Source organism: Mesorhizobium sp. P2_D6 (genome assembly GCF_056404315.1).
This window is the reverse complement of sequence record NZ_JBFUEG010000001.1, coordinates 618,466-643,437: the sequence shown is the minus strand read 5'-3', so window position 1 is coordinate 643,437 and position 24,972 is coordinate 618,466. Positions and strand designations below refer to the sequence as shown.

Below are 24,972 nucleotides of genomic sequence, written 5' to 3'. Positions count from 1 at the left end.
GATCAAGAAGAGCTATTCGGCCCCGCACGAGACCTTGCCGGTGACTTCAACCGGCTTGCCATCCTGGTCCTTGTCCGCTGCGGCATCATAGATGGCGAGCGTATAGCCCCCGTCATAGACGCCTTCGTCAGTGGTCTTGGTCAGGATCGTCAGTTCGACCGAGTTGAAGCGTTGCGCGGCTTCGTGCTCGCGGTAGATGTTCAGCCGCAATTCCTTGTCGTCCAGCCAGTACTGCGTCAGGTTGGAATCTTCGAATACGGTCTTGCGCAGGCTGTCGCCGTCGGGGCGGCCGAGAATTTCGAGATCGCCACGAAAGTTGAAGGTCGGACCGCCCATGCCCCGAGTGACGCCGGCTTCGACCTCGAATTTTGCCGCCTTGTCATCAGCGGAACACCAGATGCCACCCGACGCGAAGGCCGCGCCAGCCGACAAAAGCAACATCGCCGAACAGATGATCGTCCGCATTTTCTCCCCCAGAACCAAATGCCTAAGCGTATTGGCACCGGGCTTGGCCTCAAGGTCAAGCGCCAGCCGAGTGCTGCTGAACCAATGCAGTGCAGCCCGGCGGCCAATTGCGGTTTGAGATGGCGATTGGCTAGAGTGGTGGCCGAGAGGGGATTTTCATGCATTCAACCGACCATTCAGGCCTATCGATCGGCGGCATCAGCCGTGACCGCATCGCCAGGCTGCGCGAGAGCGAGGCGGAAGCGTTCCGCAAGGCGCGGCCGAAATCGGCAGCCAAGGTCGGCAACGGCCTGCCTGGCTTCTTCGGCGGCGTGCCGATGCACTGGATGAACGACTGGCCGACGCCGTTCCCGATCCTGGTCGACAGCGCCAAAGGCGCCACCATTACCGACATTGACGGCAACAAGCTCGACGATTTCTGTCTCGGCGACACCGGCTCGATGTTCGGCCATTCGCCGCCGCCGGTGGCGCGCGCCATCCGCCGCCAGGCTGGACGCGGGCTGACCTACATGCTGCCTTCGGAGGATGCGCTGGCCATCGGACCGCTGCTGCAAAAGCGCTTCGGCCTGCCATTCTGGCAAATCGCGACGACGGCAACCGACGCCAACCGCTTCGCGCTGCGGGTTGCCCGCGCAATCACCGGTCGCGAAAAGATCCTGGTTTTCAACGGCTGCTATCACGGATCGGTCGACGAGACGATGGTGCGGCTGGTCGACGGCAGACCCGTCAACCGGCCGGGACTGGCGGGCGAATTCCGCGACCTGACCAAGACGGCGAAGGTCATCGAGTTCAACGATGTCGTCGCGCTTGAAGCAGCGCTGAAAGACAAAGATGTCGCCTGCGTCATCGCCGAGCCGGTGCTGACCAATTCTTGCATGGTGCTGCCCGATCGCGGTTTTCATGACGCGCTGCGCAAACTGACGCGCGCGGCCGGCACGCTGCTTTTGATCGACGAGACCCACACAATCTCCACCGGCCCCGGCGGCTACACCAGGAAATTCGGGCTGCAGCCCGACCTGTTCGTGTTGGGCAAGCCGATCGCCGGTGGCGTGCCGGCGAGCGTGTGGGGGATGAGCGACGAGGTCGCCAGCCGCTATGCCGACTACAACAGAACCAAGCAACCCGGTTATTCCGGTATGGGCACGACGCTGTCGGCCAACCCGCTGCAGTTCGCGGCGATGCGCGCCACGCTGGAAGAAGTGATGACCAGTGAGAATTATGACCGGATGGACCGCCTGGCGCTGCGACTCGACGCCGGGCTGACCGGGGTCATTGACCGCTACAACCTGCCCTGGCATGTCGCCCGCGTCGGCGCTCGCGTCGAGTTCATCTGCGCGCCCGGTCCGCTGCGCAATGGCGCCGAGGCCGAGACTGCGCATGCGCCGGAGCTTGAAGCGGCTGTTCACGTCGCGCTGGTCAACCAGGGCGTGCTGATCGCGCCCTTCCACAACATGATGCTGATCTCGCCAGCCACCACCGGCGCCCAGGTCAACCGGCTGATCACCGCCTTCGCCACGGTTGCGGCAAGGCTGACGGCATGAGACAAGCGACTGAACGGGCGGCTAACGAACGGCCTGCCAAGCAAACCTTGAGTACAGCAATCATGACTTCACCTTCGGGCTCGACGCCCGCCGAGGCGCAAGCCTTTCTCGACGCCCATCCTGAAATCGAGGCCTTTGACATCGTCTTGACCGACGCCAATGGGGTCGGTCGCGGCAAGATCGTGCGTCGGCATGAGCTGAAAAGCATTTATGAGGGCGGCCGTCACATGCCGATCTCGATCCTCGGCCTCGACATCACCGGCGAGGATGTGCACGAGACCGGGCTGATCTGGACGACCGGCGACGGCGACCTCAGGGCATGGCCGATCCCCGGCACGCTGGTGCCGCTCTATGGCACGAGCCCGCCGCGCGGCCAGTTGCTGATGGCGATGTACCATCTGGACGGACAGCCAATGTCGTCGGACCCGCGGCTGGCGCTGGCCAGGCAGGTCGACATACTGGCAGCCAAGGGCCTCTACCCCGCCGGCGCCTTCGAACTCGAATTCTTCCTGCTTGCCAATGAGCGTGACGCCGACGGCAAGGTGAAGCCGGCCGACGCCGTGCTCGACGGTCGCCGCTCGGCCAAGACCGAGGTCTATTCCGTCGACCATCTGCATGGCATGGAGCCGCTGTTTTCCGACATCTATGCCGCGGCCAAGGCGCAAGGCATCCCGGCCGAGACGGTGATTTCCGAATACGCGCCGGGGCAATACGAACTGACGCTGAACTACCGCAAGGATGTGATGCGGGCGGCCGACGACCTCGTCATGCTGAAGCGGCTGGTGCGTGCACAGGCGCGCCGCCACGGCGTCACCGCCTGCTTCATGGCCAAGCCGATCGAAAAATACGCCGGCTCGGGCATGCATTTCCACGTCTCGTTGCAGGACAAGGCCGGCAAGAATGTATTTGCCGAAGCCGGTGGCGAAAGCTGGTCGCTGCCGCTGCTGCAAGGGCTCGGCGGCCTGATCCAGACCATGGCGGAATCGATGCTGGTGTTTGCGCCGCATGCCAATTCCTGGCGCCGCTTCGTCTCGCAATCCTATGCGCCGGTGGCGCCGACCTGGGGCGTCAACAACCGTTCGGTGGCGCTGCGCGTGCCGGCTGGCGATGCGAAGAACCGGCGCATCGAACACCGGCCGTCGGGCGTCGACGCCAATCCCTACCTGATCGCCGCAACCGTGCTGGCCGGCATCGTCAAGGGACTGGACGAAGGTCTCGACCCTGGCCCGGAGACGACCGGCAACGGCTATGAAGCAGCCGTCACGCGCACGACCATGCCGGTCGATTGGCGCGCCGCGATCGAGGCCGCGCGGGCGTCGAGCTTCCTGAAAGAGGCGCTGGGCGAGGATCTGCACCGCACTTTCGTGGCGATCAAGCAGTCCGAATATCTGCGCGTCGCCCGCACCGTCAGCGAGCTGGACTACCACCTCTATCTGCACGAGGTGTGAGAGACCTGACGATCAGGCGCAAAAGGAGATGCCGAAGAAATATTGGCGGAACCTTCCGGAGGCCTCGCTCATTCCAGATCTGATCGCAGGCGCGGACGAGGCCGCAAAGGATATGATTGCCAGAATGCCGACGACGCCGGCGCCGCACCACGCCAGGGTGCAGGCCAGGCATTGGCCGAAGCGCGAGCCGGCCGAGGCGCCGGATGATGACGCCAACACCCTTTCCGAGTTGCGCGAAGCCGCGAAGAGTTGCCGCCGCTGCCCGCTGTGGCGCGACGCGACGCAGACCGTGTTCGGCGAGGGGCCTGACAACGCCAAGGTGGTCTTCGTCGGCGAACAGCCGGGCGACCAGGAGGATCTCGCCGGTAAACCGTTTGTCGGCCCGGCAGGCAAAGTCTTCAATGCAATCCTCGATGACGCCGGCGTCGACCGGCAAAAGGTCTACGTCACCAATGCCGTGAAACACTTCAAATTCGAACCGCGCGGCAAGCGCCGCATCCACTCCAAGCCGAATGCCGGCGAGGTTCAGGCCTGCCGCTGGTGGATCGGCAAAGAATTGGAGCTGATCAAGCCGGGCCTCGCCGTGGCACTTGGCGCAACGGCGGCCTTGTCGCTGCTGGGCAGGGCTATTCCCGTGACGAAAATGCGCGGTCAGGTGATCGAGCGCGAGGACGGGTTGCGCGTGTTCATCACCATCCATCCGTCTTTCATTTTGCGCATCCACGAGCCTGCGGACAAGGAAGCCGAGCGCGAAAGGTTTTTGCATGACATGAAGCAGGTGAAGCGGCTGATGGCGGCTTAATCAGGCGACGGTCGGCGCCGCCCCTCATTGCCCTGCCGGGCATTTCTCCCCGTATAGTGACGGGGAGAAAGGCTGTGACCGCGGCTTTCGCAAATCGTCAACGTCGCAAGAAGAGCGCGAAGGCGCGGCCAGTTTCCTTCTCCCCGTCACTATATGGGGAGAAGGTGCCGGCAGGCGGATGAGGGGCAGCGCCGACTTTTGTGCAGACAGGTAACGCGACGTGCTCTACCGGATCAGAATGGCCCGGAGATCGTTGACATTGGTACCGGTCGGCCCTGGCACGAACAGATCGTCAACCGCATTGAACGCCGTCCAGGCATTGTTCCCCGCAAGCATCGCCTTGGCGTCGACGGCGGCTGAACGCATGCGCGCCACCGTCGAACCATCGGCGAAGGCGCCCGCATTGTCTTCCGAGCCGTCAATGCCGTCGGTGTCGGCGGCCAGCGCATGGATGTTGTCCGCACCGCTGATGCCGATGGCGAAGGCCAGCAGGAATTCGGAGTTGCGGCCTCCCTTGCCCTTAGCGCGCAAGGTGACCGTTGTCTCACCCCCCGACAGGATCAGCACCGGCTTGGGAAATGGCCGGTTGCGCGTCGCCACTTCACGCGCGATGGCCGCGTGGATGCCGCCGACCTCGCGCGCCTCGCCCTCGATGGAGTCGGAGAGGATGACGGCTTCGATGCCTTGGCGCCTGGCTTCGGCTGCCGCCGCTTCCAGCGACACGCCGGCCGAGGCGATGAGATGCACTTCATTGCCTGCAAAGCGCTCATCCCCAGGACTTGGTGCATCGGCCTCCGCCGAGTTGATGTGCTCCATCACGGCGTCCGGCAACTTCATGCCATAGGCCGCTATCGAGGCCAGCGCGTCCTCGCGGCTGCCGGTGTCCGGCACGGTCGGACCGGAGGCAACGAGAGCCGGGTTGTCGCCGGGAATGTCGGAGACCACCAGCGACACCATTTTGGCCGGCCAGGCAGCTGCAGCCAGCCGGCCGCCCTTGATGGTCGAGACATGCTTGCGGATGGTGTTCATGGCCGCGATCGGCGCGCCGGAGGCAAGCAGCGCCTCGTTGACGGCGATCTCGTCGGCCAATGTCAGGCCGGCGGCGGGAGATGGCAGCAGCGCCGAGCCGCCGCCCGAAATCAGCGCCACGACCAGATCGTCTGAGGTCAGCCCCTGCACCTTCTCCAGAAGGCGCCGCGAGGCCTCAAGCCCGGCGGCATCAGGCACCGGATGCGCCGCCTCGATGATCTCGATGCGCTCGCATCTGGCGCCATAGCCATAGCGGGTGACGACCAGCCCTTCGATCGGACCGTCCCAGACCTTCTCGAACGCCGCCGCCATCTGCGCCGAGCCTTTGCCGGCGCCAATCACGATGGTGCGGCCTCTAGGTTTCGCCGGCAGATGATCCCGGATCGTGCGTTCGGGATCGGCGGCAGCAACGGCGGCGTCGAAAATGGAGATGAGGAAGGACTTGGGTTCGAGCACGGTCATTCCGCAGACAGCGCCAGTCCACGCTTGTCGACGCCGAGATGATCGCACAGCGCATCGACGACGACGCCATGGTCCTGGCGCTCTGGCAGGCCGGAGACCGTAATCGCGCCAATAACGCCGGCGCCTTTGACCGTCACCGGAAAACCGCCTCCGGCCAGCACATAGTCGACAATGTCCAGCCCTTCGCCGATCTTGAAAGTGCGGTCTGGACGCTGCTGCTCCAGCACCATGCGGTAGGTGCTCTTGAGGTAGCGCTTCACCACATTGATCTTGCGCCGCGCCCAGTCCGGATTGGAGGCATTCGAGCCCGGCATGGCAGCGTAGAACAGGGGGCGATCCCACAGCCTGATGTCGACAATGATCGGCAAATGGTCAGCCAGCGCCCGCTTGCGGATCGCGACGCCGATCTTGAAGGCCACTGCCTCGTCGAAGGCCGGGAAGACCAGCATCTCCTCCTGTTTCTGGATCAGAGCGATGTCGTCCGCAGCGGCCATGGTGTTCCCCTGTCAAATGTCGCCGCACGGTTTGACCGATGGCTGCGGCCGGGTCAAGCAAGGACCGCATGGGAGCCTAGCTGGCCATGTCGCTCTTCGCCGGCCGCCCCGCGACATAGACCTCGCGCACCGCGCGGTCATCGCCCAGCGTCTGCAGCAGGAATAGTTCCTCGGCCAGCGCTTCGACCGTCTCCATCCTCAGTCGCATCGCCGGCGTGGCGCGGGCGTCGAGCACGGTGATGTCGGCGTCGGTGCCTTCATCCAGCGTGCCGACCTTGCCTGCCACCGACAACGCTTCGGCATTGCCGAGCGTGATCTGCCAGAAGGACTGGAACGGGTTCAGCTTCTCGCCGTTCAGCGCGATCACCTTGTAGCCTTCGTCCATGGTGCGCAGCATCGAATAGTTGGTGCCGCCGCCGACATCAGTGGCGGCGGCGATGCGCAGCGGTTTTTCGCGGCGGCGGAAGCGCTGGTAGTCGAACAGGCCGGAGCCGAGGAACAGGTTCGAAGTCGGGCAGAACACCGCGACCGAGCCCGAGTCCGACAGCGCATCCGCCTCGCGTTCCGACAAATGAATGCAGTGGCCGAACAGGCTTTTTTTGCCTAACAGCCCGTACATTTCGTAGACATCGGTGTAGTCGCGCGCCTGCGGATAGAGCTTTTGGGCAAAGGCGATCTCGGCGTGGTTTTCCGACAGATGCGTCTGCATGTGCAGGTCAGGATACTCGCGGCAGAGCGTGCCCGACATCTCCAGCTGTTCGGGTGACGAGGTGATGGCGAAACGCGGCGTGATCGCATAAAGCTGCCGGCCCTTGCCGTGCCATTCCGCAATCAGCGCCTTGGTGTCGTCATAGCCGGATTGCGGCGTATCAATCACGCCGGCCGGCGCATTGCGGTCCATCATCACCTTGCCGGCGATGTTGAGCATGCTGCGCGCATGCGATTCCGCGAAGAAGGCTTCGGCGGACGCCTTGTGCACCGAGCAGTAGGCGGCGACCGTCGTGGTGCCATGGCGTACCATTTCGTCCAGGAACAGCCGGGCGATGCGACGGCCGTGCTGGGCATTGGCGAATTTGGTCTCTTCGGGAAAGGTATAGGTGTTCAGCCAGTCGAGCAGCTCGGCGCCGTAGGAGGCGATCACCTGCATCTGCGGAAAATGCACATGCGCGTCGATGAAGCCCGGCAGCAGCAGATGCGGCCGGTGGTCGATTTTCTTCACGCCCTCACCGGCCTGCTTTTCCACCTGCGCATAGGCGCCGGCAGCGACGATCCGGCCGTCGCGGATCAAAAGGCCGCCATCCTCCTCGTAGCGCCAGGCGGCATGATCGTCGATGGCTTCGGGCCAGCGCAAAAAGCTCAGCGTGCGGCCGCGCAGAAGTGTGGAGGTCATGCTTATTTTCCTGCGCCTTCGAACCAGGCGACCAGCAGCGCCCGCTCCTTGTCGCTGATCTGGGTGATGTTGGCCGGCGGCATGGCGTGGCTGCGCCCGGCCTGCAGATAGATCTCGCGGGCATGCTCGGCAATGCCGGCGTCGGTGTCGAGCATCACGCCCTTGGGCGCGTGGTAGATGCCTTCATAGACCGGCTCGGCAGCATGGCACATCGAGCAGCGGCCAAGCACGGTGTCGCGCACTGCCGGGAAATGCGAAGACGCGATGTAGACCTCGGCCGCGGCGGACGCCTTGGGCTCGCCGGTCAGTATTTTCGGCGCCGTCGACAGCCAGATGATGATCATGAACAGCACCGCAGCCGCCATCCAGGTCCAGTGCGGGTTGCCGGCACGCTTGTGCACGGTGTTGAAATAGTGCCGGATCAGCACGCCGATGATGAACACCAGCGAGGCGATGACCCAGTTGAACTCGGTCGCGAACGCCAGCGGATAGTGGTTCGACAGCATCAGGAACAGCACGGGCAGGGTCAGGTAGTTGTTGTGCAGCGAGCGCTGCTTGGCGATCTTGCCGTATTTCGGATCGGGCTTGCGGCCGGCGATGAGGTCGGCGACGACGATCTTCTGGTTTGGAATAATCACCATAAAGACGTTGGCCGACATGATCGTGGCAGTGATGGCGCCCAGATGCAGGAAGGCGGCACGGCCGGTGAACAGATGCGTCAGCCCCCAGGCGATGAACACCAGCACGCCATAGAGCACCAGCATCAGCCCGGTGTCGCTTTTTCCCAACGGCGAGCGGCACAGAAGATCATAGACCACCCAGCCGACACCGATGGTTGCCATCGACAGCAATATGCCCACCGGCACCGACATTGGCAGGACGTCGGGATCGATCAGGAACAGGTCAGCGCCGGCATAGTAGACCACGCACAGCATGGCGAAGCCTGAAAGCCAGGTGGCGTAGGATTCCCATTTGAACCAGGTCAGATGCTCGGGCATTTCAGCAGGCGCCACCAGATATTTCTGGATGTGGTAGAAGCCGCCGCCATGCACCTGCCATTCCTCGCCGAAGGCGCCGACCGGCATGCCGGGACGCTGGCGCAGGCCAAGATCGAGCGCGACGAAATAGAAGGACGAGCCGATCCAGGCGATGCCGGTGACGACGTGCAGCCAGCGCACGGCAAAACTCAGCCAGTCCCAGAAAATCGCGAAATCCATCATGTGAAATCGTCCCTGCCGTCCGGTTGACTTTACGGTGTGGTACGCAAACGAAAAGAGGCGAGGTGTACGATGACTTTCAAAAAAAAATGGAAAATACTAGGCTGACCACACACGTAGCTACATAAAGAGCCACGAACCCGCATGGCCTATCTCGACAACATCGCCGTCTTCGTTCGCGTCGTCGAGCTTGGCAATCTGTCGGCGGCGGGCCGCGACATGCGCATTTCGCCGGCGGTCGCGTCGAACCGCATCAAGGAACTGGAAAAACATCTCGGCGTGCGGCTGTTCAACCGCACCACGCGGCAATTGATGCCGACCGAGCATGGCACGGTGTTTTACTCCGGCGCCAAGCAGGTACTGGAAGCGATCACCGAGGCGGAAGCCGCTGTCTCGGCGCTCTCCGGCCAGCCGCGCGGCACCATCCGGGTCACTGCGCCGCTCGGCCTCGGGCGGCGGCTGGTGGCCTCGGGCATTCCGGACTTTCACGACAAGTACCCCGATATCGAGGTGCGGCTCAGGCTCTCCGACCACAATATCGACATCATGAAGGAAGGCATCGACGTCGCCTTCAAACTCGGCATCATCGAGGATTCCAGCTTGAGAATGCGCGGCATCATGGAATGCGAGCGCGTGCTGGTGGCGGCGCCGAAATATCTGGAAGCGCGCGGCGAACCGGTGGAGCCGCAGGAACTGATCGGCAAGAAGCACGATTGCCTGATGCTGCGCTATTCCGGTGCGCGCGAATATGTCTGGACGCTGCAAACACCTGCCGGCCCCCAGAAATTCGAGGTGCATGGCCCTTACGACACCGACGATGGCGATGTGCTGACCGGCTGGGCGCTGTCGGGGCGCGGCATCATCAACAAGCCGCGCTTCGAGGTCGAACCCTTCATTCGCGACCGGCGGCTGCAGGTGATCCTGGCCAGCACGCCGCCGACCCCGGTGCAGTTCGCCGCCGTCTATCCGCACAAGAAGCTGCAGGACCCCAAGGTGCGGCTGCTGCTCGACTTCATGGCCGAGCGCTGCCAGCGGCTGATCAAGGACCTTCTGGCTGGCAAATAGGGGGCTGGCCGGCAAATAGCCTGGCCGGAAAGTGATGGGCTGTTGGCCCAGTCGCAAGGGTTGCCTTGCATGCAGGCGACCTTAGGTTTGCATACTCCGCCTCGATGGCCCCGCGCCGACTGACGAGCAAACCACAATGCATCTCGCCGTTTCGCTCAACATTGCTTCCGGGCAGCCGCTCGCCTTCAGCGAGCTCGCCAGCTTTGCCAAGCAGGCGGAGGTTGTCGGGCTGGACGTGATTATCCTCGACGATACCGTGCCGGACAGCGGCGGATCGGAGAGCCCTTTCGAAGCGACGACCTTGCTGGCGGCGCTGGCGACGGTGACGAGCAGGATCGGCCTCGTTGCCGCAGCTTCCACCGTCGCTCACCAGCCCTACAATCTGGCGCGCCGTTTTGCCTCGCTCGACATCATCAGCCACGGTCGCGCTGGCTGGCACGCGACCATGGCGCAGGCGCCACGCGAAGCCGCCAATTTCAGCCGGCCGGAAGGATTTTCCGCCGACGATTTCCGCCGTCGTGTGGAAGAATATATCGGCATCGTCCAGGGCCTGTGGCAGGGCTGGGATGCGGATGCGCTGCTGTTCGACAAGGTCGGCGGCCACTTCCACGATCCCAGCAAGATGCATCTGCTCGACCACAAGGGCGAGTTCTTCTCGGTGCGCGGCCCGCTCAATGTCGCGCGCTCGCCGCAGGATACGCCGGTGCTGGTGATGTCCCGTGTGTCGGAGCGCGTCTTCGATCTTGCCGCCCGCAGCGCCGATGTCGTCTTGCTGGATGAGGCCGAAGACGCCAAGACGCGCCATGACGATCTGAAGCGCCGTGTCGCGGCATGCGGGCGCAAGCCGGATGCCGTGAAGGTGTTGGTGAATGTCTCCGGCGCCAGGTCGGATATCGACCCCGGCAGGCTGGAAGAGCTGTGCCGCTCGAAAAGCTGCGACGGGTTCAACATGGCGATGTCGCCTTCCGCGTTCGGCGGTTTCGTTGAGGGCGTGCTGCCGGAGCTGCGGCGGCGTGGCCTCGTTCACCAAGGCTATCCGGGAACGACATTGCGCGCGCATCTGGGACTTGCCGGAGGCGACCAATGACCCGCCAGATGAAGCTTGGCGCCTTCCTGTGGGCAACCGGCCACCACATCGCCGCCTGGCGCCATCCCAAGGCGCATGTCGCGGCCGGCATCGACATCGACCACTACATCCAGCTGGCGCGTACTGCGGAAGCGGCGAAGTTCGACATGATCTTTTGCGAGGACGCCGCGGGCTTACGCGAAGCCGATGTCGGCATCGCCAGCCAGACCTCGCGCTCGATCGGCTTCGAGCCGATCAGCCTGCTGTCGGCGCTCGCCGTCCCGACCAGCCGCATCGGCCTCGTCTCGACGGCCTCGACCAGCTACAACGAGCCCTACGGCCTGGCGCGGACCTTTTTGTCGCTCGATCGCTTAAGCGGCGGCCGAGCCGGCTGGAATCTGGTGACATCAGCGAGCCCCATCGAAGCCGCCAATTTCGGCGCGACCGGCCTCAAGCCGCATGCCGACCGCTATGAGCGGGCGCGGGAGTTCGCCGAGGTGGTCAGGGGACTTTGGCAAGGTGGCAGCTTTCAAGGCCATGACGGCCAGAGCTTTTCGGTGCGCGACCCGCTCGATTTGCCGCGATCGCCACAGGGTGCGCCGGTGATGGTCCAGGCCGGCGCCTCCGATGTCGGTCGCGACCTCGCCGCACGCACTGCCGATGTGGTGTTCACGGCCGCGCAGACTCTCGAGGAAGCGAAAGCCTTCTACGACGATCTCAAGGGCCGAATGGCGGCCTATGGCCGCGAGCCGAACGATATCAAGATCATGCCTGGCGTGTCGCCCGTGGTGGCGGAAACCGAGGCTGAGGCGCGGGAGAAACATGAGGAATTGCAGGCGCTGATTCCCGACGATGTCGGCGTAGCACTGCTGTCCAGCTATCTCAGCATTTCGGACCTGCATCGCTACCCGATCGACGGGCCGATGCCGGAACTGCCGGAGACCGAGGGCATGAAAAGCCGCCAGGCGCTGGTTGTCGAGCAATCGCGCCGCGACGGCCTTTCCATCCGCCAGCTTGCCCGTCATTTCGCCGGCGCGCGCGGCCATTGGCGTGTCGTCGGTACCCCGGCGCAGATCGCCGACGAGTTGCAGGCGCGGTTTGAAGGCGGCGGGGCCGACGGCTTCAATGTCATGCCGTCCTATTTCCCCGGCGAACTCGATGCGTTCGCCACGCTGGTGGTGCCGGAACTGCAGCGGCGTGGCCTGTTCCGCCGGGAGTACGAGGGTAGCACTCTACGCGAGCATCTGGGGTTGAAGCGGCCGGCGTAGCTGTGGCGAAAAGTTAGCCGGCTATTTCTTTGTCTCGTTGGACCGGATGGTCGATATTTGACGTCGCGTGGTGAACGACCAGCGCCGTCATGATCTCGGCCGCCGCCAGCGCTGCGATCACCGGTGGGCGCTTGTCCTTGACGCCGTCGCCGCCGATCGGCGAGACGAGGCGGGCGAACTCAGCCTCCGTGCCCTCCGCCGATTTCAGGAACCAGTTCCTGAACGTCGCCTTCTTGGTCTTGGAGCCGATCATGCCGACATAGGCCGCATCGTCGCGCTTGAGCGCCTCAGCAACGATGAGGAAATCGAGCGCGTGGTCGTGGGTGAGGATGGCGAAGGCGGCGCCGGCAGGCGCTTTGCGTATCTCGGCCTCCGGCATCGGCGTCAGTCGCGTCTCGACGTTTTCAGGCATGCCTTCCAACGCTTCGGCCCGCGTCTCGATGACGACGCCGTGCACAGGAAGAAGTGCGATGGTCGAGGCCAGCGCCTGGCCGACATGGCCACCGCCGAAGATATAGACATGCGGCAGGTGGGTTTCCTCGGCTTCCGCCGCTGCAACCAGCTCGGCAGCAAGCGCGGCATCGACGACACGGATCAGCACCTCCACGCGCCCGCCACAGCACTGGCCGATCTCCGGCCCAAGCGGCACGTCGAGCGTGGCGCAGACTTCATCGACCTCGATACGGGTTCCCCTCCCCCTCGAGGGGAGGGTGGCGGCGAAGCCGCCGGGTGGGGTCGTTGCGGCAGTGCGCGACGCCCTTGCGGTGCCTCCTGAGAGGCCCCCCTCTGGCCGCTTTGCGGCCATCTCCCCCTCAAGGGGGGAGAAAAGCATCTGCCTGGCCTTGTCGATCGCCATATATTCGAGCTGGCCGCCGCCGATCGTGCCGAAAATCGCCGCCTGCGAGACGAGCATGAAGGCGCCCTTCTCGCGCGGCGTCGAGCCTTTAGTGCCTGCCACTTCGACCAAGGCAAGCCGGCCCGCGCTGGCGAGAAAAGCTCTGAGGCTTTGCACTTTCGAGTTCATCGTCTGCATTCCCACCTGGGAAACATAGCGTTTTCGGGCCGGATTTGCACGTTCTGGCTCGATCAGGCCGATTTGGCGGCTCTCAGCCGTTCGATCGCCATCAGCACCCGTTCCGGTGTCGCTGGGGCGTCGAGACGCGGACAAATCTTGTGGTCGGCAACGCTGGCTACCGCATCCGACAGCGCATGCAGCACCGACATGCCGAGCGGGAAGGGCGGTTCGCCGACCGCCTTGGAGCGGTGCACCGTCGGCTCGTTGGCTTCCGGCCAGTCAGCCAGCGTCACGTTGAAGATCTTCGGCCGGTCGGACGCCAGCGGGATCTTGTAGGTCGACGGCGCGTGCGTGCGCAGCCGACCCTTGTCGTCCCACCACAGTTCCTCCGTCGTCAGCCAGCCCATGCCCTGGATGAAGCCGCCCTCGATCTGGCCGATATCGATGGCGCGGTTCAGCGAACGGCCGGTGTCGTGCAATATGTCGGTGCGCTCGACGACATATTCGCCGGTCAGTGTGTCGACCGAGACTTCCGAGCACGAGGCGCCATAGGCGAAATAATAGAACGGACGGCCCTCGCCCTTGTCGCGGTTCCAATGGATTTTCGGCGTCTTGTAGAAGCCCGTCGCCGACAGCTGGATGCGGGCCATATAGGCCTGCTTGACGAGGTCGGCGAAAGCGATCTCCTGGTTGCCGATGCGCACGCGGTTGGGCAGGAACAGCACCTGGTCGCGCGGCACCTGGTATTTTTCGGCGGCGAAATCGGTCAGCCTATCCTTGATCTGGCGGGCGCCGTTCTGCGCAGCCATGCCGTTGAGGTCGGTGCCGGACGACGCCGCAGTGGCCGACGTGTTGGGCACCTTGCCGGTGGTCGTCGCGGTTATTTTCACCTGGTCGAGGTCGATCTGGAATTCTTCCGCCACCACCTGCGCCACCTTGATATAGAGGCCTTGCCCCATCTCGGTGCCGCCATGGTTCAGATGCACCGAACCGTCGGTATAGACATGCACCAGCGCGCCGGCCTGGTTGTAATGCGTCGCGGTAAACGAGATGCCGAATTTCACCGGCGTCAGCGCCAGCCCGCGCTTGATGAAGCGGCTGTTGGCGTTGAAGGCCTGGATGATCCTGCGGCGGCTTGCATAGTCCGCGCTCGCCTCCAGTTCGGCGACGATGCGATGGATGATGTTGTCCTCGACCGTCTGGTGGTAGGGCGTGACGTTGCGGCCCCCCTCTTTATCACCACTGGTGCCATAGAAATTCTGCTTGCGGATTTCGAGCGGGTCCTTGCCGACGGCAAAGGCGACCTCGTCGATGACGCGTTCGGCGCCGACCATGCCTTGCGGGCCGCCGAAGCCGCGAAACGCCGTGTTCGACACCGTGTTGGTATAGAGCGGCGCCGACTGCGCATGCACCGCCGGCCAGAAATAGGTGTTGTCGCAGTGGAACAGCGCACGGTCGGTGACCGGGCCGGAGAGATCCGAGGAAAAGCCGCAGCGCGCCGCGAACATGAAGTCGACGCCAAGAATGTTGCCGGCGTCGTCGAAGCCGACCTCATAGTCGACGAGGAAGTCATGACGCTTGCCGGTGGCGATCATGTCGTCGTCACGGTCGGGCCGGATTTTGACCGCGCGATGATGTTTCTTGGCGGCAATCGCGGCGAGGGCGGCAAACTGGTTGCCTTGCGTCTCCTTGCCGCCGAAGCCGCCGCCCATGCGGCGGATTTCCACCGTGATGGCGTTGCTCGGCACGCCCAGCGCATGGCTGACCATATGCTGCACTTCGCTCGGATGCTGGGTCGAGGAATAGATGGTGACGTCCTGGTCTTCGCCAGGAATGGCCACCGCGATATGGCCTTCTAGGTAGAAATGCTCCTGGCCGCCAACGCGCATCTTGCCCTTCAGCCGGCGCGGCGCTGCCTTGATCGCGGCAGCGGCATCGCCGCGCTTCAAGGTGAGCGGCGGGGTAACCAGTTTGTCCTTGCGCGGGTCGAGGTCACCGATGTCGGTGACGAAAGGCAATTGACTGTATTCGACCTCGGCCAGCCGCGTGGCGCGGCGCGCCTCCTCGCGCGTCCCGGCAATGACACAAAAGATCGGCTGGCCGTAAAATTGCACCTTGTCGTCGGCCAGCACCGGCTCGTCATGACGGCCGGTCGGCGAGATGTCGTTTTCGCCGGGCACGTCTTTTGCCGTCAGCACATCGACAACCCCCGGCGCGGCGCGCACCGCGGACAGGTCCATTTTGGTGATGGTCGCGTGCGTTGCCGTCGACAGGCCGAGGCAGCCATGCAGCATGCCCGCCGGTTCCGGCATGTCGTCGATATAGACAGCGCTGCCGCTGACATGCTTGTGCGCGGAATCATGACGCTGGTCGGTGGCGACGCCGCCGGAAATCTTCGGTGCCTTGAGGTTGGGAGAAGCGTGCTTGTTCATCAGGCCGCCTCGTTGCGTGACACTTGGGTCGGCTCGCGAGTGCCGCTGGTCTCGGCAAAGAAACGCAGCAAAAGGTTCTTCGCCGCCAGCGCCCGGTACTCGGCCGACGCCCGCATGTCGGTCAGCGGGGTGAAATCCCCGGCATATTCAGCCATCGCGGCTTCCACCATTGCCTCCGTCCACGGTTTGCCGAGCAGCGCCTTTTCGACGCCGAAAGCGCGCTTCGGCGTCGCCGCCATGCCGCCATAGGCGATGCAGATGTCGGCCACCGTGCCGTCCTTGGCCAGGTCGAGGAAAAAGGCGCCGAGGGCTGCGGTGATGTCCTCGTCGCGGCGCTTAGTGATTTTGTAGACGGCAAACTTTGTCCCCTTGGCCGGCACCGGAACGTGCACGGCCTCGACGAATTCGCCCGGCTGCCGGTCCTGCTTGCCATAGGCGATGAAGAAATCCTCGAGCGCGATGGTGCGCCGCTTCTTGCCCCGGCGCAGCGTCAGCTGCGCGCCAAGCGCGATCAGCGGCGGCGGCGTGTCGCCGATCGGCGAACCATTGGCGATGTTGCCGCCGATCGTGCCCATGTTGCGCACCTGCTCGCCGCCGATGCGGTCGAACAACGGCCCCAGCGCCGGAATGCGCTTGGCCAGCGTCGCGAAAGCGTCGGTGTAAGTGACGCCGGCGCCGATGGTGATGGCGTCATTGTCCTCGGAGATCACGCACAACCCGTCGAGATTGCCGATAAAGATTACCGGCGAGATGTCACGCATATGCTTGGTGACCCACAGGCCGACATCGGTCGAGCCGGCGACAACCGTGGCGCCGGGCTCCTTGTCCAGCACGGCGGCAAAATCGTCGACGTTGGCTGGCACGATCAGCCGCTGCTTGCCGGCGCCGATCTCGACACGCGCGCCATCACGCATCGCTTCGAGCCTTGCCGTGATCGCCTTGCGCTCCGCTGCCAGCGGGTCCTTGGCCGCCTTGCCGTAGCTGGAGATGGCGCGCGCAGCGCGCATGATCGCCTCGTAGCCGGTGCAGCGGCAGAGATTGCCTTGCAGCGCCTTTTCGATCGCCGCGTTCGACGGGTCCGGCGACCTCATCCACAGGCCGTAGAGCGACATGACGAAGCCCGGTGTGCAAAAGCCGCATTGCGAACCGTGGAAATCGACCATCGCCTGCTGCACGGGATGCAACTGGCTGGGCGCACCGCGCAAATGCTCGACCGTCACGACATGGGTGCCGTCGAGCGAACCGAGGAAGCGGATGCACGCATTGACGCTTTCGTAGACCAGCTTGCCGGCCGAGAGTTTGCCGACCAGCACTGTGCAGGCGCCGCAATCGCCCTCGGCGCAGCCTTCCTTGGTGCCGCGCAGCGAGCGCTCAAGCCGCAGCCAGTCGAGCAAGGTCGTCTCTGGCGCCATTGATGGCAGCGCGACATCTCTGCCATTGAGGATGAAACGGATCTCGTTGCGTATGGTGACCTTGGCCATGCGTCAGCTCCCCCTGTAGGTCGAGTAGCCATAGGGAGAGATAAGCAATGGCACGTGATAATGCACTGTTGCAGCCATGCCGAAGCGGATCGGCACGCTGTCGAGGAAGGCCGGTTCCGGCAGTTTTGTTCCCTGGCCGCGCAGATAGTCGCCGGCCGCGAAGATCAGTTCGTACTCGCCGGTGCGAAACTCCGCGCCTGCCAGCAGCGGCGCATCGCAACGTCCGTCGGCATTTGTGACAACGGTCTTCAGATGTGTCCGAGCCTCACCCTCGAGGTGATAAAGCGCAATCGACAGGCCCGCCGCCGGCTTGCCGGTCGCGGTATCGAGCACATGCGTCGTCAGACGTCCGCCATCGGCTTTCGACGTTTCTGCCACTGGCGCCTCCCATTTCCAGAACGAACCGGCCCGGGACAATCGAGCAAAGCAATGAATTGTGCGCCAATTAAAGGCGATGCATAAGTCCCGGTCGAGCGGAGCGGCACAAAAACACTTTCAAAAATTTCGAGGGAATGCGTAGGCACCCCTTTCGACTATCCTGATCACAACTTCCGGCGGTGTCCGGCAGGGAGGGGCAATGCGTTACTCTAGAGACATGCGCGGCTATGGAGCCAATCCGCCGGATCCGAAATGGCCGGGCGGCGCGCATGTGGCGGTGCAGTTCGTCGTCAATTACGAGGAAGGCGGCGAGAACTGCGTGCTGCACGGCGACAAGGCTTCCGAAGCCTTCCTGTCGGAAATCGTCGGCGCCGCGCCCTGGGTCGGCCAGCGTCACTGGAACATGGAATCGATCTACGAATATGGCGCCCGGGCCGGCTTCTGGCGGCTGTTGCGCCTGTTCAGCGAGGCCCAAGTGCCGGTGACCTGCTACGGCGTCGCCTCAGCGCTTGCCCGCTCGCCTGACCAGGTGGCGGCGATGCAGGAGGCCGGCTGGGAAATGGCCTCGCACGGGCTAAAATGGATCGACTACCGCGATCATAGCGCCGAGGACGAGCGCCGCGACCTCGAAGCGGCGATCAAGCTGCATTACGAGGTGACCGGGCAGCGGCCGACCGGCTGGTATACCGGCCGCACCTCGGTCAACACGGTGCGGCTCGTCGCCGAAGAAGGCGGTTTCGACTATGTGTCGGACACCTATGACGACGAACTGCCCTACTGGTTCGAGCACAGCGGCGGCACGCAGCTCGTCATCCCCTATACGCTCGACGCCAACGACATGCGCTTCGCCACGCCGCAAGGGTTCAATTCGGGCGACCAGTTCTTTGCCTATTTGAAAGACAGTTTCGACACGCTCTTTGCCGAGGGCAAGGCCGGGCGGCCGCGGATGATGAACATCGGCCTGCATTGTCGGCTTGTCGGCCGTCCAGGCCGCGTGGCGGCGCTGAAGCGCTTCGTCGACTATGTAAAGTCGCACGACAAGGTCTGGCTGGCGCGCCGCATCGATATCGCCAGACACTGGCAGGAGCATCATCCTTATCAGCCGCCGGCGCTCAAGCCGTCGAAAATGGAGTTCGAGACCTTCGTTCACACATTCGGCGGCGTGTTCGAACATTCGCCATGGATCGCCGAGCGCGCCTTCGAACTGGAGCTCGGACCTGCGCATGACAGCGCCGGCGGCTTGCACAATGCGCTCTGCCGCGTCTTCCGCGCCGCCAGCGAGACCGAACGGCTCGGCGTGCTCAACGCCCATCCGGATCTTGCCGGCAAACTCGCCAAGGCGAAGCGCCTGACGGCGGAATCGACCAGGGAACAGGCGTCCGCCGGCCTCGACGCGCTGACCGACAAGGAGCGCGAGCTGTTCTCCAAGCTCAACGCAGCTTACGTCACCACCTTCGGCTTTCCCTTCATCATTGCGGTGCGGGGCAAGACCAAGGAGGAAATCCTCACCGAGTTCGAGGCGCGCATCGGCAACAGCCGCGGCGTCGAACTCGACACCGCCTGCAAACAGGTCGAGCGCATCGCGCTGCTCCGCCTGAAAGACATGCTCCCGCTCTAATGACTGAGGGTCATGACCCCATGGATATGATCAAGACTGACCAGAAAACCTACTATGCGCCGCATGGCGGCCATCCCGGCCAAAATGAGCTTTTGACCGGCCGCGCTGTCTTCACCGAGGCCTATGCCGTCATCCCCAAAGGGGTGATGCAAGACATTGTCACCAGCCCGCTGCCGTTCTGGGACAAGACCAGGGCCTGGATCATCGCAAGGCCGCTGTCGGGCTTTGCCGAGACATTTTCTCAGTACATCGTCGAGGTGCTGCCTGACGGCGGCAGCGACCGGCCGGAGCCGGACGCCGGCGCCGAGGGCGCGCTGTTCGTGGTCGAGGGCGAGTTGACCGTTTCGCTCGCCGGCAAGAAGCACGTGCTTCAAGCCGGTGGCTTTGCCTTCCTGCCGCCCGCGAGCGGCTGGACGGTGCGCAACGAAGGTCGCGAGGCCGTACGCTTTCATTGGATCAGGAAGACCTATGAGGCCGTCGACGGCATCGACGCGCCGGAGGCTTTCTTCAGCAGCGACCAGCAAGTGGCGCCGACGCCGATGCCCGGCACCGAGGGCCGCTGGGCGACGACCCGCTTCGTCGATCCGGCTGACATGCGCCACGATATGCATGTCACCATCGTCACGCTGGAACCCGGCGCCGTCATTCCGTTCGCCGAGACGCATGTGATGGAGCACGGGCTCTATGTGCTGGAGGGCAAGGCGGTCTACCGCCTCAACCAGGACTGGGTCGAGGTCGAGGCCGGCGACTTCATGTGGTTGCGCGCCTTTTGCCCGCAGGCCTGCTATGCCGGCGGCCCCGGCAAATTCCGCTATCTGCTCTACAAGGATGTCAACCGGCACGCCAAGCTCGGCGGGGCGGGCATTGGCGGTCGCGCGCGGTGACCCGTATCACCGCGCGGCCGCTGACCCGCGAAAGCTTTGCCGGCTTCGGCGATGTCATCGACATGGGTGGCGACAATCACTACCCGATCAATGGCGGCAAAACCGAGCGCTACCATGATCTCGCCACGGCTGAGGCGGCGGGACCGAATGCCCGCGTGCTGATCTCGATGGCGCGCGGCACGCCTTACGAACTGCCGCTGAAGCTGACTATGGTCGAGCGCCACCCGTTCGGCAGCCAGGCCTTCATCCCGCTGTCATCGCGGCCTTTCCTGGTCGTCGTCTGCCATGACGGCAAGGATGGTCCGGGCGAGCCGCACGCCTTCATCACCGCGCCCGGCCAAGGCATCAACTATCCGCGCAATCTCTGGCATGGCGTGCTGACGCCGCTCGGCGAAGCCCAGGATTTCGTCATTGTTGACCGTGGCGGCGACGGTTCCAACCTCGAAGAGTTCCACTTCTCGCATCCCTACGAGATCTATCTCCCCGACCTGAGTAAAAAATGACCGACATATCGCTGATCGACCGCCTGCTCGACGTCATCGAGCACGACATCGTACCCAAGACGGCCGAGGGTGTTGCCCATGGCAACAAGCTGTTCGGCGCCGCGATCCTGCGGAAAGAGGATCGCTCGCTGGTGCTGGCCGAGACCAACAACGAGATCGAAAACCCGCTCTGGCATGGCGAGGTGCACTGCCTGAAGCGCTTTTACGAAATGCCGAAGGCGGAGCGTGTCGACACGAAAGACGCCATCTTCATCGCAACGCACGAGCCGTGTTCGCTCTGCCTGTCCGCCATCACCTGGACCGGCTTCGACAATTTCTACTACCTCTTCAGCCACGAGGATTCGCGGGACAGCTTTGCCATCCCGCATGACCTGAAGATCCTGAAAGAGGTCTTCACCCTCGATCCCGGCGGCTACAACGCCGAGAACGCCTACTGGAAGAGCTTTTCCATTCGCAGGCTGGTGCGCGCACTGCCCGAGGACGAGCGCAGCCGGCTGGAGGCGCGGATCGGCAAGATTTCGGCGCGCTATGACGAACTGTCCGGTGTCTACCAGGACAGCAAGGACGAGAACGACATTCCGCTGAACTGAGGTCGTGAAGCGGGCTGCGGCCAGGTCGCAATTTTCGCTGCTCCAGTCGCGAATGGCGATTGAAAGTCGCGGGCTGGCGGGGCGTTATGCCAGCCCATGAAAACCGTCACCGAATTTCCCCGCAAAGTCGTCGAGTTCCCGGATATGGGCATCGTCATGCCGGACGGTTGCCGGCTGTCGGCGCGGGTGTGGATGCCGGAAGATGCGGGTGACGATCCGGTGCCGGCGATCCTCGAACATCTGCCCTATCGCAAGCGCGACGGCACCATCTTTCGCGACCAGCTGACGCATCCCTATTTCGCCGGCCACGGCTACGCCTCGATCCGCGTCGACATGCGCGGCAATGGCGATTCCGAAGGGCTGATGGACGACGAATATTCCGAGCAGGAATTGCAGGATGCCTGCGATGTCATTGCCTGGGCGGCAGCACAGCCCTGGTGCAACGGCAGCGTCGGCATGATGGGTATTTCCTGGGGCGGCTTCAACTGCCTGCAGGTAGCGGCCAAGCAGCCACCTTCGCTGAAGGCTGTCATCAGCCTGTGCTCGACCGTCGACCGTTATGCCGACGACATCCACTACAAGGGCGGCTGCCTGCTGACGGAAAATTTCGGCTGGGCCTCGACCATGCTGTCCTACTCGTCGCGGCCGCCGGATCCGTTGATTGCGGGCGACAACCGCTGGCGCGATCTGTGGCTGACACGGCTGGAGAACCAGTCTTTCCTTTTGCCGTTGTGGCTCAGCCACCAGCACCGCGACGCCTATTGGAAACGCGGTTCGATCTGCGAGGATTATTCCGCTGTCAAAGCGGCCGTACTATCGATCGGCGGCTGGCATGACGGCTACCGCAACACGATTTCGCACCTCGTCACCAACATCCATGCGCCGGTGAAGGGCATTGTCGGGCCTTGGATCCACAAATACCCGCACTACGCCGGACCAAAACCCGCCATCGGTTTCCTGCAGGAGGCGTTGCGCTGGTGGGATCGCTGGCTGAAGGGCGTCGACACCGGCGTCGAGGCCGACCCGGACTATCGCGCCTATGTGATGGACAGCGTGCGTCCGGCGCGCTGGCACCCAGAGCGGCCGGGCCGCTGGGTGGCCGAACAGGAATGGCCGTCAACCAACATCAAGCTGCACGAAGTCGAGCTCATTGCTGCAGGCGCCAAGCCGGCGATCGTTGCGACACCGCAAAGCTGCGGACTCGAGGGCGGCGAGTATTTTCCCTTCACCTTCGGCCCGGAGCTGCCGGGCGACCAGCGGCCGGATGACGCGCTGTCCGTCTGCTTCGATCAGCCTGTGCTTGCCGAGGCGCTCGACATCGTTGGCGCGCCGGAGCTTCTGGTCCGGATATCGTCTGATCGGCCACAGGCCAACATCGCGGTGCGGCTGTGCGACGTGCATCCCGACGGCGCGTCGGAACTGATTTCCTACGGCGTGCTCAACCTCACCCACCGCAACTCACATGAGTCCCCGCAAGCGGTGGTGCCGGGCGAGACCGCTTCGGCGCGTGTCGTGCTCGACCAGTGCGCCTACCGTGTGCCGGCCGGACATCGCCTGCGCATTGCCGTTTCCAGCGCTTATTGGCCGATGATCTGGCCCTCACCGGAGCCGGTGCGGCTCGACCTTTCGGCGGCGACGCTGAGGCTGCCGCTGCGCCCGCTGGCGAAAGGCCACGAGGCCTCATTCCAGGCCCCTGAGGGTGCCACGCCCTGGGCAACCGAGACTATCCGGGCGGCGAATTCCGAGCGTCATGTCGATCGTGACGAAAAGACCGGTATCGTCACGCTATCGATCACGGACGATTTCGGCGCCGTGCGCGATCTCGCGCATGGGCTGGCCAATGGTAGCATCGCCCGCGAGACGTGGGTCATCCATCCCGACGACCCGCTGTCCGCCTCGGGCAAAACCCACTGGACGCAGACCTTGTCGCGAAATGGATGGTCGGTGCGCACCGAGACATCGGCCGAAATGCGCAGCGACGCGCAAAACTTCATCGTCAGCGCCAGAATCGAAGCCTATGAGGGCGAAACGCTGGTTTTCGCGCGCGATTTCGAAGAGACCCTCCCGCGCTCTTTGCTCTGAGCGCCGATCTGGCTGGTCCAGTTGCGACGTGCGATTTACGCCACGGCATGTCGCATTCGGTCTTGCTTAAGGCTTTGGCTTCCGGTCATTATTCCCCCGGTAATAACAAACAAAAAACGACCACAAGGTCGAACCCACAGAGTGAGGAACTCAAATGTCAAACGAACTCGAATATCTGAGCCGGCGCGTTGCGTCCGGCAAGCTGAGCCGTCGTGATTTTCTCGGCCGCGCCGCAGCACTCGGTGTCACGGCACCCTTCGCCAATATGCTGCTTTCCAGCGCGGCTCGCGCGGAAGGCCCGGTCAAGGGCGGCACGCTGAAGGCCGGCCTGGTCGGCGGCGAATCCACCAACAGCCTCGACCCGGCGCTGATGATGACGCAGGTGCCGTTCGCCTTCGGCAAGTGCTGGGGCGAAATGATCGTTGAGCTGTCGCCCGAGGGCAAGCTCGAGAACCGCATCGCTGAAGAGATCGGCTCGTCGGACGACGCCAAGGTGTGGACGCTGAAGATCCGCGACGGCGTTGAGTTCCACAACGGCAAGACCGTGACCGCCGAGGATGTCGCTGCCACACTCGAGCGCCATTCCGACGAAAAGTCGAAGTCCGGCGCGCTCGGCTACATGAAAGGCATCGAGACCATCAAGGCCAGCGGCAAGGAAGTGGTGCTGACGCTGAAGGAGGCCAACGCCGACCTTCCCTACCTGCTCAGCGACTATCACCTGATCGTGCAGCCCAATGGCGGCAAGGACAAGCCCGATGCCGGCATCTCGGCCGGTCCGTACGTGGTCAAGACCAACGAGCCCGGCGTGCGCCATGTCGGCGAGCGCTTCGCCAATTACTGGCAGGGCGACAAGATGGGCCATGCCGACCAGATCGAAGTCGTCGTCATCAATGACGCGACGGCGCGCACGGCGGCCCTGCAGGGCGGCCAGGTCAACATGATCAACCGCGTCGAGCCGAAGATCGTCGACCTGATCAAGCGCGTGCCCGGCGTCACCATCCGCAACCATGCCGGCCCCGGCCACTATGTCTTCATCATGCATTGCAACACGGCGCCGTTCGACAACAACGATCTGCGCATGGCGCTGAAGCTGGCGATCGACCGCGAGGAGATGCTGAACAAGGTGCTGCGCGGCTACGGCTCACTCGGCAACGACTTCCCGATCAATTCGTCCTATCCGCTGTTCACCGAGATCGAGCAGCGCAAATACGATCCTGACAAGGCCAAGTTCCACTACAAGAAGTCGGGTCATGACGGCACCGTGCTTCTGCGGACCTCCGACGTCGCGTTCCCGGGCGCCGTTGACGCATCGCAGCTCTTCCAGCAGAGCGCGGCCAAGGCCGGCATCAAGATCGAGCTCAAGCGCGAGCCCGGCGACGGCTACTGGAACGAGGTCTGGAACAAGCAGCCCTTCTGCGCCTCCTACTGGGGCGGCCGCTCTACGCAGGACCAGATGTACTCGACGGCCTATCTGTCGACCGCCGACTGGAACGATACCCGTTTCAAGCGTCCGGATTTCGACAAGATGGTGCTGGCGGCGCGCGCCGAACTCGACGAGGCCAAGCGCAAGCAGATGTACCACGACATGGCTGTCCTGGTGCGCGACGAGGGCGGCTTGATCCTGCCGATGTTCAACCAGTTCATCGATGCCACCGGCGCCAAGGTCGGCGGCTGGGTCGACGATCCGCATCAGGAGCTGATGAACGGCTACGCGCTGGCGAAGTGCTGGCTCGAAGCCTGAG

General features: G+C 63.8%; 21 protein-coding genes. 12 read left to right on the top strand and 9 right to left on the bottom strand.

Annotated features, from left to right (window positions below; genetic code table 11):
* Window positions 1-12 precede the first annotated feature (12 nt).
* A complete protein-coding gene (locus AC1D1L_RS02870) occupies window positions 13-465 on the bottom strand; it encodes a hypothetical protein (protein ID WP_477338646.1) in 453 nt (150 codons plus the stop codon).
* Between the two features lie 158 nt (window positions 466-623).
* Between AC1D1L_RS02870 and AC1D1L_RS02865 the strand changes: the two genes are divergently transcribed.
* The 3 genes from AC1D1L_RS02865 (at window position 624) to AC1D1L_RS02855 (ending at window position 4,256) form a co-directional block, all read left to right on the top strand.
* A complete protein-coding gene (locus tag AC1D1L_RS02865) occupies window positions 624-2,006 on the top strand; it encodes an aspartate aminotransferase family protein (RefSeq protein WP_477338644.1) in 1,383 nt (460 codons plus the stop codon).
* Window positions 2,007-2,068: 62 nt separating this feature from the next.
* Window positions 2,069-3,454: a glutamine synthetase family protein gene (locus tag AC1D1L_RS02860; protein ID WP_477338642.1), complete on the top strand. Its 1,386-nt coding sequence runs from the start codon at window positions 2,069-2,071 to the stop codon at window positions 3,452-3,454.
* Between the two features lie 28 nt (window positions 3,455-3,482).
* Entirely contained in the window at window positions 3,483-4,256 is a 774-nt protein-coding gene (locus tag AC1D1L_RS02855) for a UdgX family uracil-DNA binding protein (protein WP_477338640.1), read from the top strand.
* Between the two features lie 225 nt (window positions 4,257-4,481).
* On the opposite strand, the gene AC1D1L_RS02850 is transcribed toward AC1D1L_RS02855, so the two are convergent.
* The 4 genes from AC1D1L_RS02850 to AC1D1L_RS02835 form a co-directional block, all read right to left on the bottom strand.
* The gene (locus AC1D1L_RS02850; protein ID WP_477338638.1) at window positions 4,482-5,747 is read right to left on the bottom strand and encodes a glycerate kinase type-2 family protein; all 1,266 of its coding nucleotides are present in this window, start codon (window positions 5,745-5,747) and stop codon (window positions 4,482-4,484) included.
* Window positions 5,744-6,241 (bottom strand): heme-degrading domain-containing protein, encoded by a 498-nt coding sequence (locus tag AC1D1L_RS02845; protein WP_477338636.1) that lies wholly within the window; start codon window positions 6,239-6,241, stop codon window positions 5,744-5,746. The genes AC1D1L_RS02850 and AC1D1L_RS02845 overlap by 4 nt, the downstream gene beginning before the upstream one ends.
* 76 nt (window positions 6,242-6,317) lie before the next feature.
* Window positions 6,318-7,631 (bottom strand): guanine deaminase, encoded by a 1,314-nt coding sequence (gene guaD, locus AC1D1L_RS02840; protein ID WP_477338634.1) that lies wholly within the window; start codon window positions 7,629-7,631, stop codon window positions 6,318-6,320.
* Window positions 7,632-7,633: 2 nt separating this feature from the next.
* A complete protein-coding gene (locus AC1D1L_RS02835) occupies window positions 7,634-8,851 on the bottom strand; it encodes a urate hydroxylase PuuD (protein ID WP_477338632.1) in 1,218 nt (405 codons plus the stop codon).
* Between the two features lie 141 nt (window positions 8,852-8,992).
* Between AC1D1L_RS02835 and AC1D1L_RS02830 the strand changes: the two genes are divergently transcribed.
* The 3 genes from AC1D1L_RS02830 (at window position 8,993) to AC1D1L_RS02820 (ending at window position 12,247) form a co-directional block, all read left to right on the top strand.
* The gene (locus AC1D1L_RS02830; RefSeq protein ID WP_477338630.1) at window positions 8,993-9,913 is read left to right on the top strand and encodes a LysR family transcriptional regulator; all 921 of its coding nucleotides are present in this window, start codon (window positions 8,993-8,995) and stop codon (window positions 9,911-9,913) included.
* A gap of 136 nt (window positions 9,914-10,049) precedes the next feature.
* Window positions 10,050-11,000: an LLM class flavin-dependent oxidoreductase gene (locus tag AC1D1L_RS02825; RefSeq protein ID WP_477338628.1), complete on the top strand. Its 951-nt coding sequence runs from the start codon at window positions 10,050-10,052 to the stop codon at window positions 10,998-11,000.
* Window positions 10,997-12,247, top strand: coding sequence for an LLM class flavin-dependent oxidoreductase (locus tag AC1D1L_RS02820; protein ID WP_477338626.1), 1,251 nt, complete (start codon window positions 10,997-10,999; stop codon window positions 12,245-12,247). Before AC1D1L_RS02825 ends, AC1D1L_RS02820 begins: the two co-directional genes overlap by 4 nt.
* 13 nt (window positions 12,248-12,260) lie before the next feature.
* Here the strand turns inward: AC1D1L_RS02820 and xdhC are convergent, their stop codons facing one another.
* From xdhC to uraH, 4 genes are all read right to left on the bottom strand, one after another.
* Complete coding sequence (gene xdhC / locus AC1D1L_RS02815) at window positions 12,261-13,271, bottom strand: xanthine dehydrogenase accessory protein XdhC (RefSeq protein WP_477338624.1); 1,011 nt, start codon at window positions 13,269-13,271, stop codon at window positions 12,261-12,263.
* Window positions 13,272-13,333: 62 nt separating this feature from the next.
* Complete coding sequence (xdhB, locus tag AC1D1L_RS02810; protein WP_477338622.1) at window positions 13,334-15,694, bottom strand: xanthine dehydrogenase molybdopterin binding subunit; 2,361 nt, start codon at window positions 15,692-15,694, stop codon at window positions 13,334-13,336.
* The gene (gene xdhA, locus AC1D1L_RS02805) at window positions 15,694-17,175 is read right to left on the bottom strand and encodes a xanthine dehydrogenase small subunit (RefSeq protein ID WP_477338620.1); all 1,482 of its coding nucleotides are present in this window, start codon (window positions 17,173-17,175) and stop codon (window positions 15,694-15,696) included. The genes xdhB and xdhA overlap by 1 nt, the downstream gene beginning before the upstream one ends.
* Before the next feature lie 3 nt (window positions 17,176-17,178).
* Entirely contained in the window at window positions 17,179-17,553 is a 375-nt protein-coding gene (uraH, locus tag AC1D1L_RS02800; protein WP_192255027.1) for a hydroxyisourate hydrolase, read from the bottom strand.
* Between the two features lie 199 nt (window positions 17,554-17,752).
* Here uraH and puuE point away from each other — a divergent pair, with 199 nt between their 5' ends.
* From puuE to AC1D1L_RS02770, 6 genes are all read left to right on the top strand, one after another.
* Window positions 17,753-19,171 carry an allantoinase PuuE gene (gene puuE / locus AC1D1L_RS02795; RefSeq protein ID WP_477338617.1) on the top strand — a complete coding sequence of 473 codons (1,419 nt, stop codon included), beginning with the start codon at window positions 17,753-17,755 and terminating at the stop codon, window positions 19,169-19,171.
* Between the two features lie 20 nt (window positions 19,172-19,191).
* Entirely contained in the window at window positions 19,192-20,055 is an 864-nt protein-coding gene (locus tag AC1D1L_RS02790; RefSeq protein ID WP_477338615.1) for a bifunctional allantoicase/(S)-ureidoglycine aminohydrolase, read from the top strand.
* Window positions 20,052-20,558: an ureidoglycolate lyase gene (locus AC1D1L_RS02785; protein ID WP_477338613.1), complete on the top strand. Its 507-nt coding sequence runs from the start codon at window positions 20,052-20,054 to the stop codon at window positions 20,556-20,558. The genes AC1D1L_RS02790 and AC1D1L_RS02785 overlap by 4 nt, the downstream gene beginning before the upstream one ends.
* Window positions 20,555-21,148: a nucleoside deaminase gene (locus AC1D1L_RS02780; protein WP_477338611.1), complete on the top strand. Its 594-nt coding sequence runs from the start codon at window positions 20,555-20,557 to the stop codon at window positions 21,146-21,148. The genes AC1D1L_RS02785 and AC1D1L_RS02780 overlap by 4 nt, the downstream gene beginning before the upstream one ends.
* Before the next feature lie 96 nt (window positions 21,149-21,244).
* Complete coding sequence (locus tag AC1D1L_RS02775; protein ID WP_477338609.1) at window positions 21,245-23,230, top strand: CocE/NonD family hydrolase; 1,986 nt, start codon at window positions 21,245-21,247, stop codon at window positions 23,228-23,230.
* A gap of 154 nt (window positions 23,231-23,384) precedes the next feature.
* Entirely contained in the window at window positions 23,385-24,971 is a 1,587-nt protein-coding gene (locus AC1D1L_RS02770) for an ABC transporter substrate-binding protein (protein ID WP_352582420.1), read from the top strand.
* The last annotated feature ends 1 nt before the right edge of the window (window position 24,972 follow it).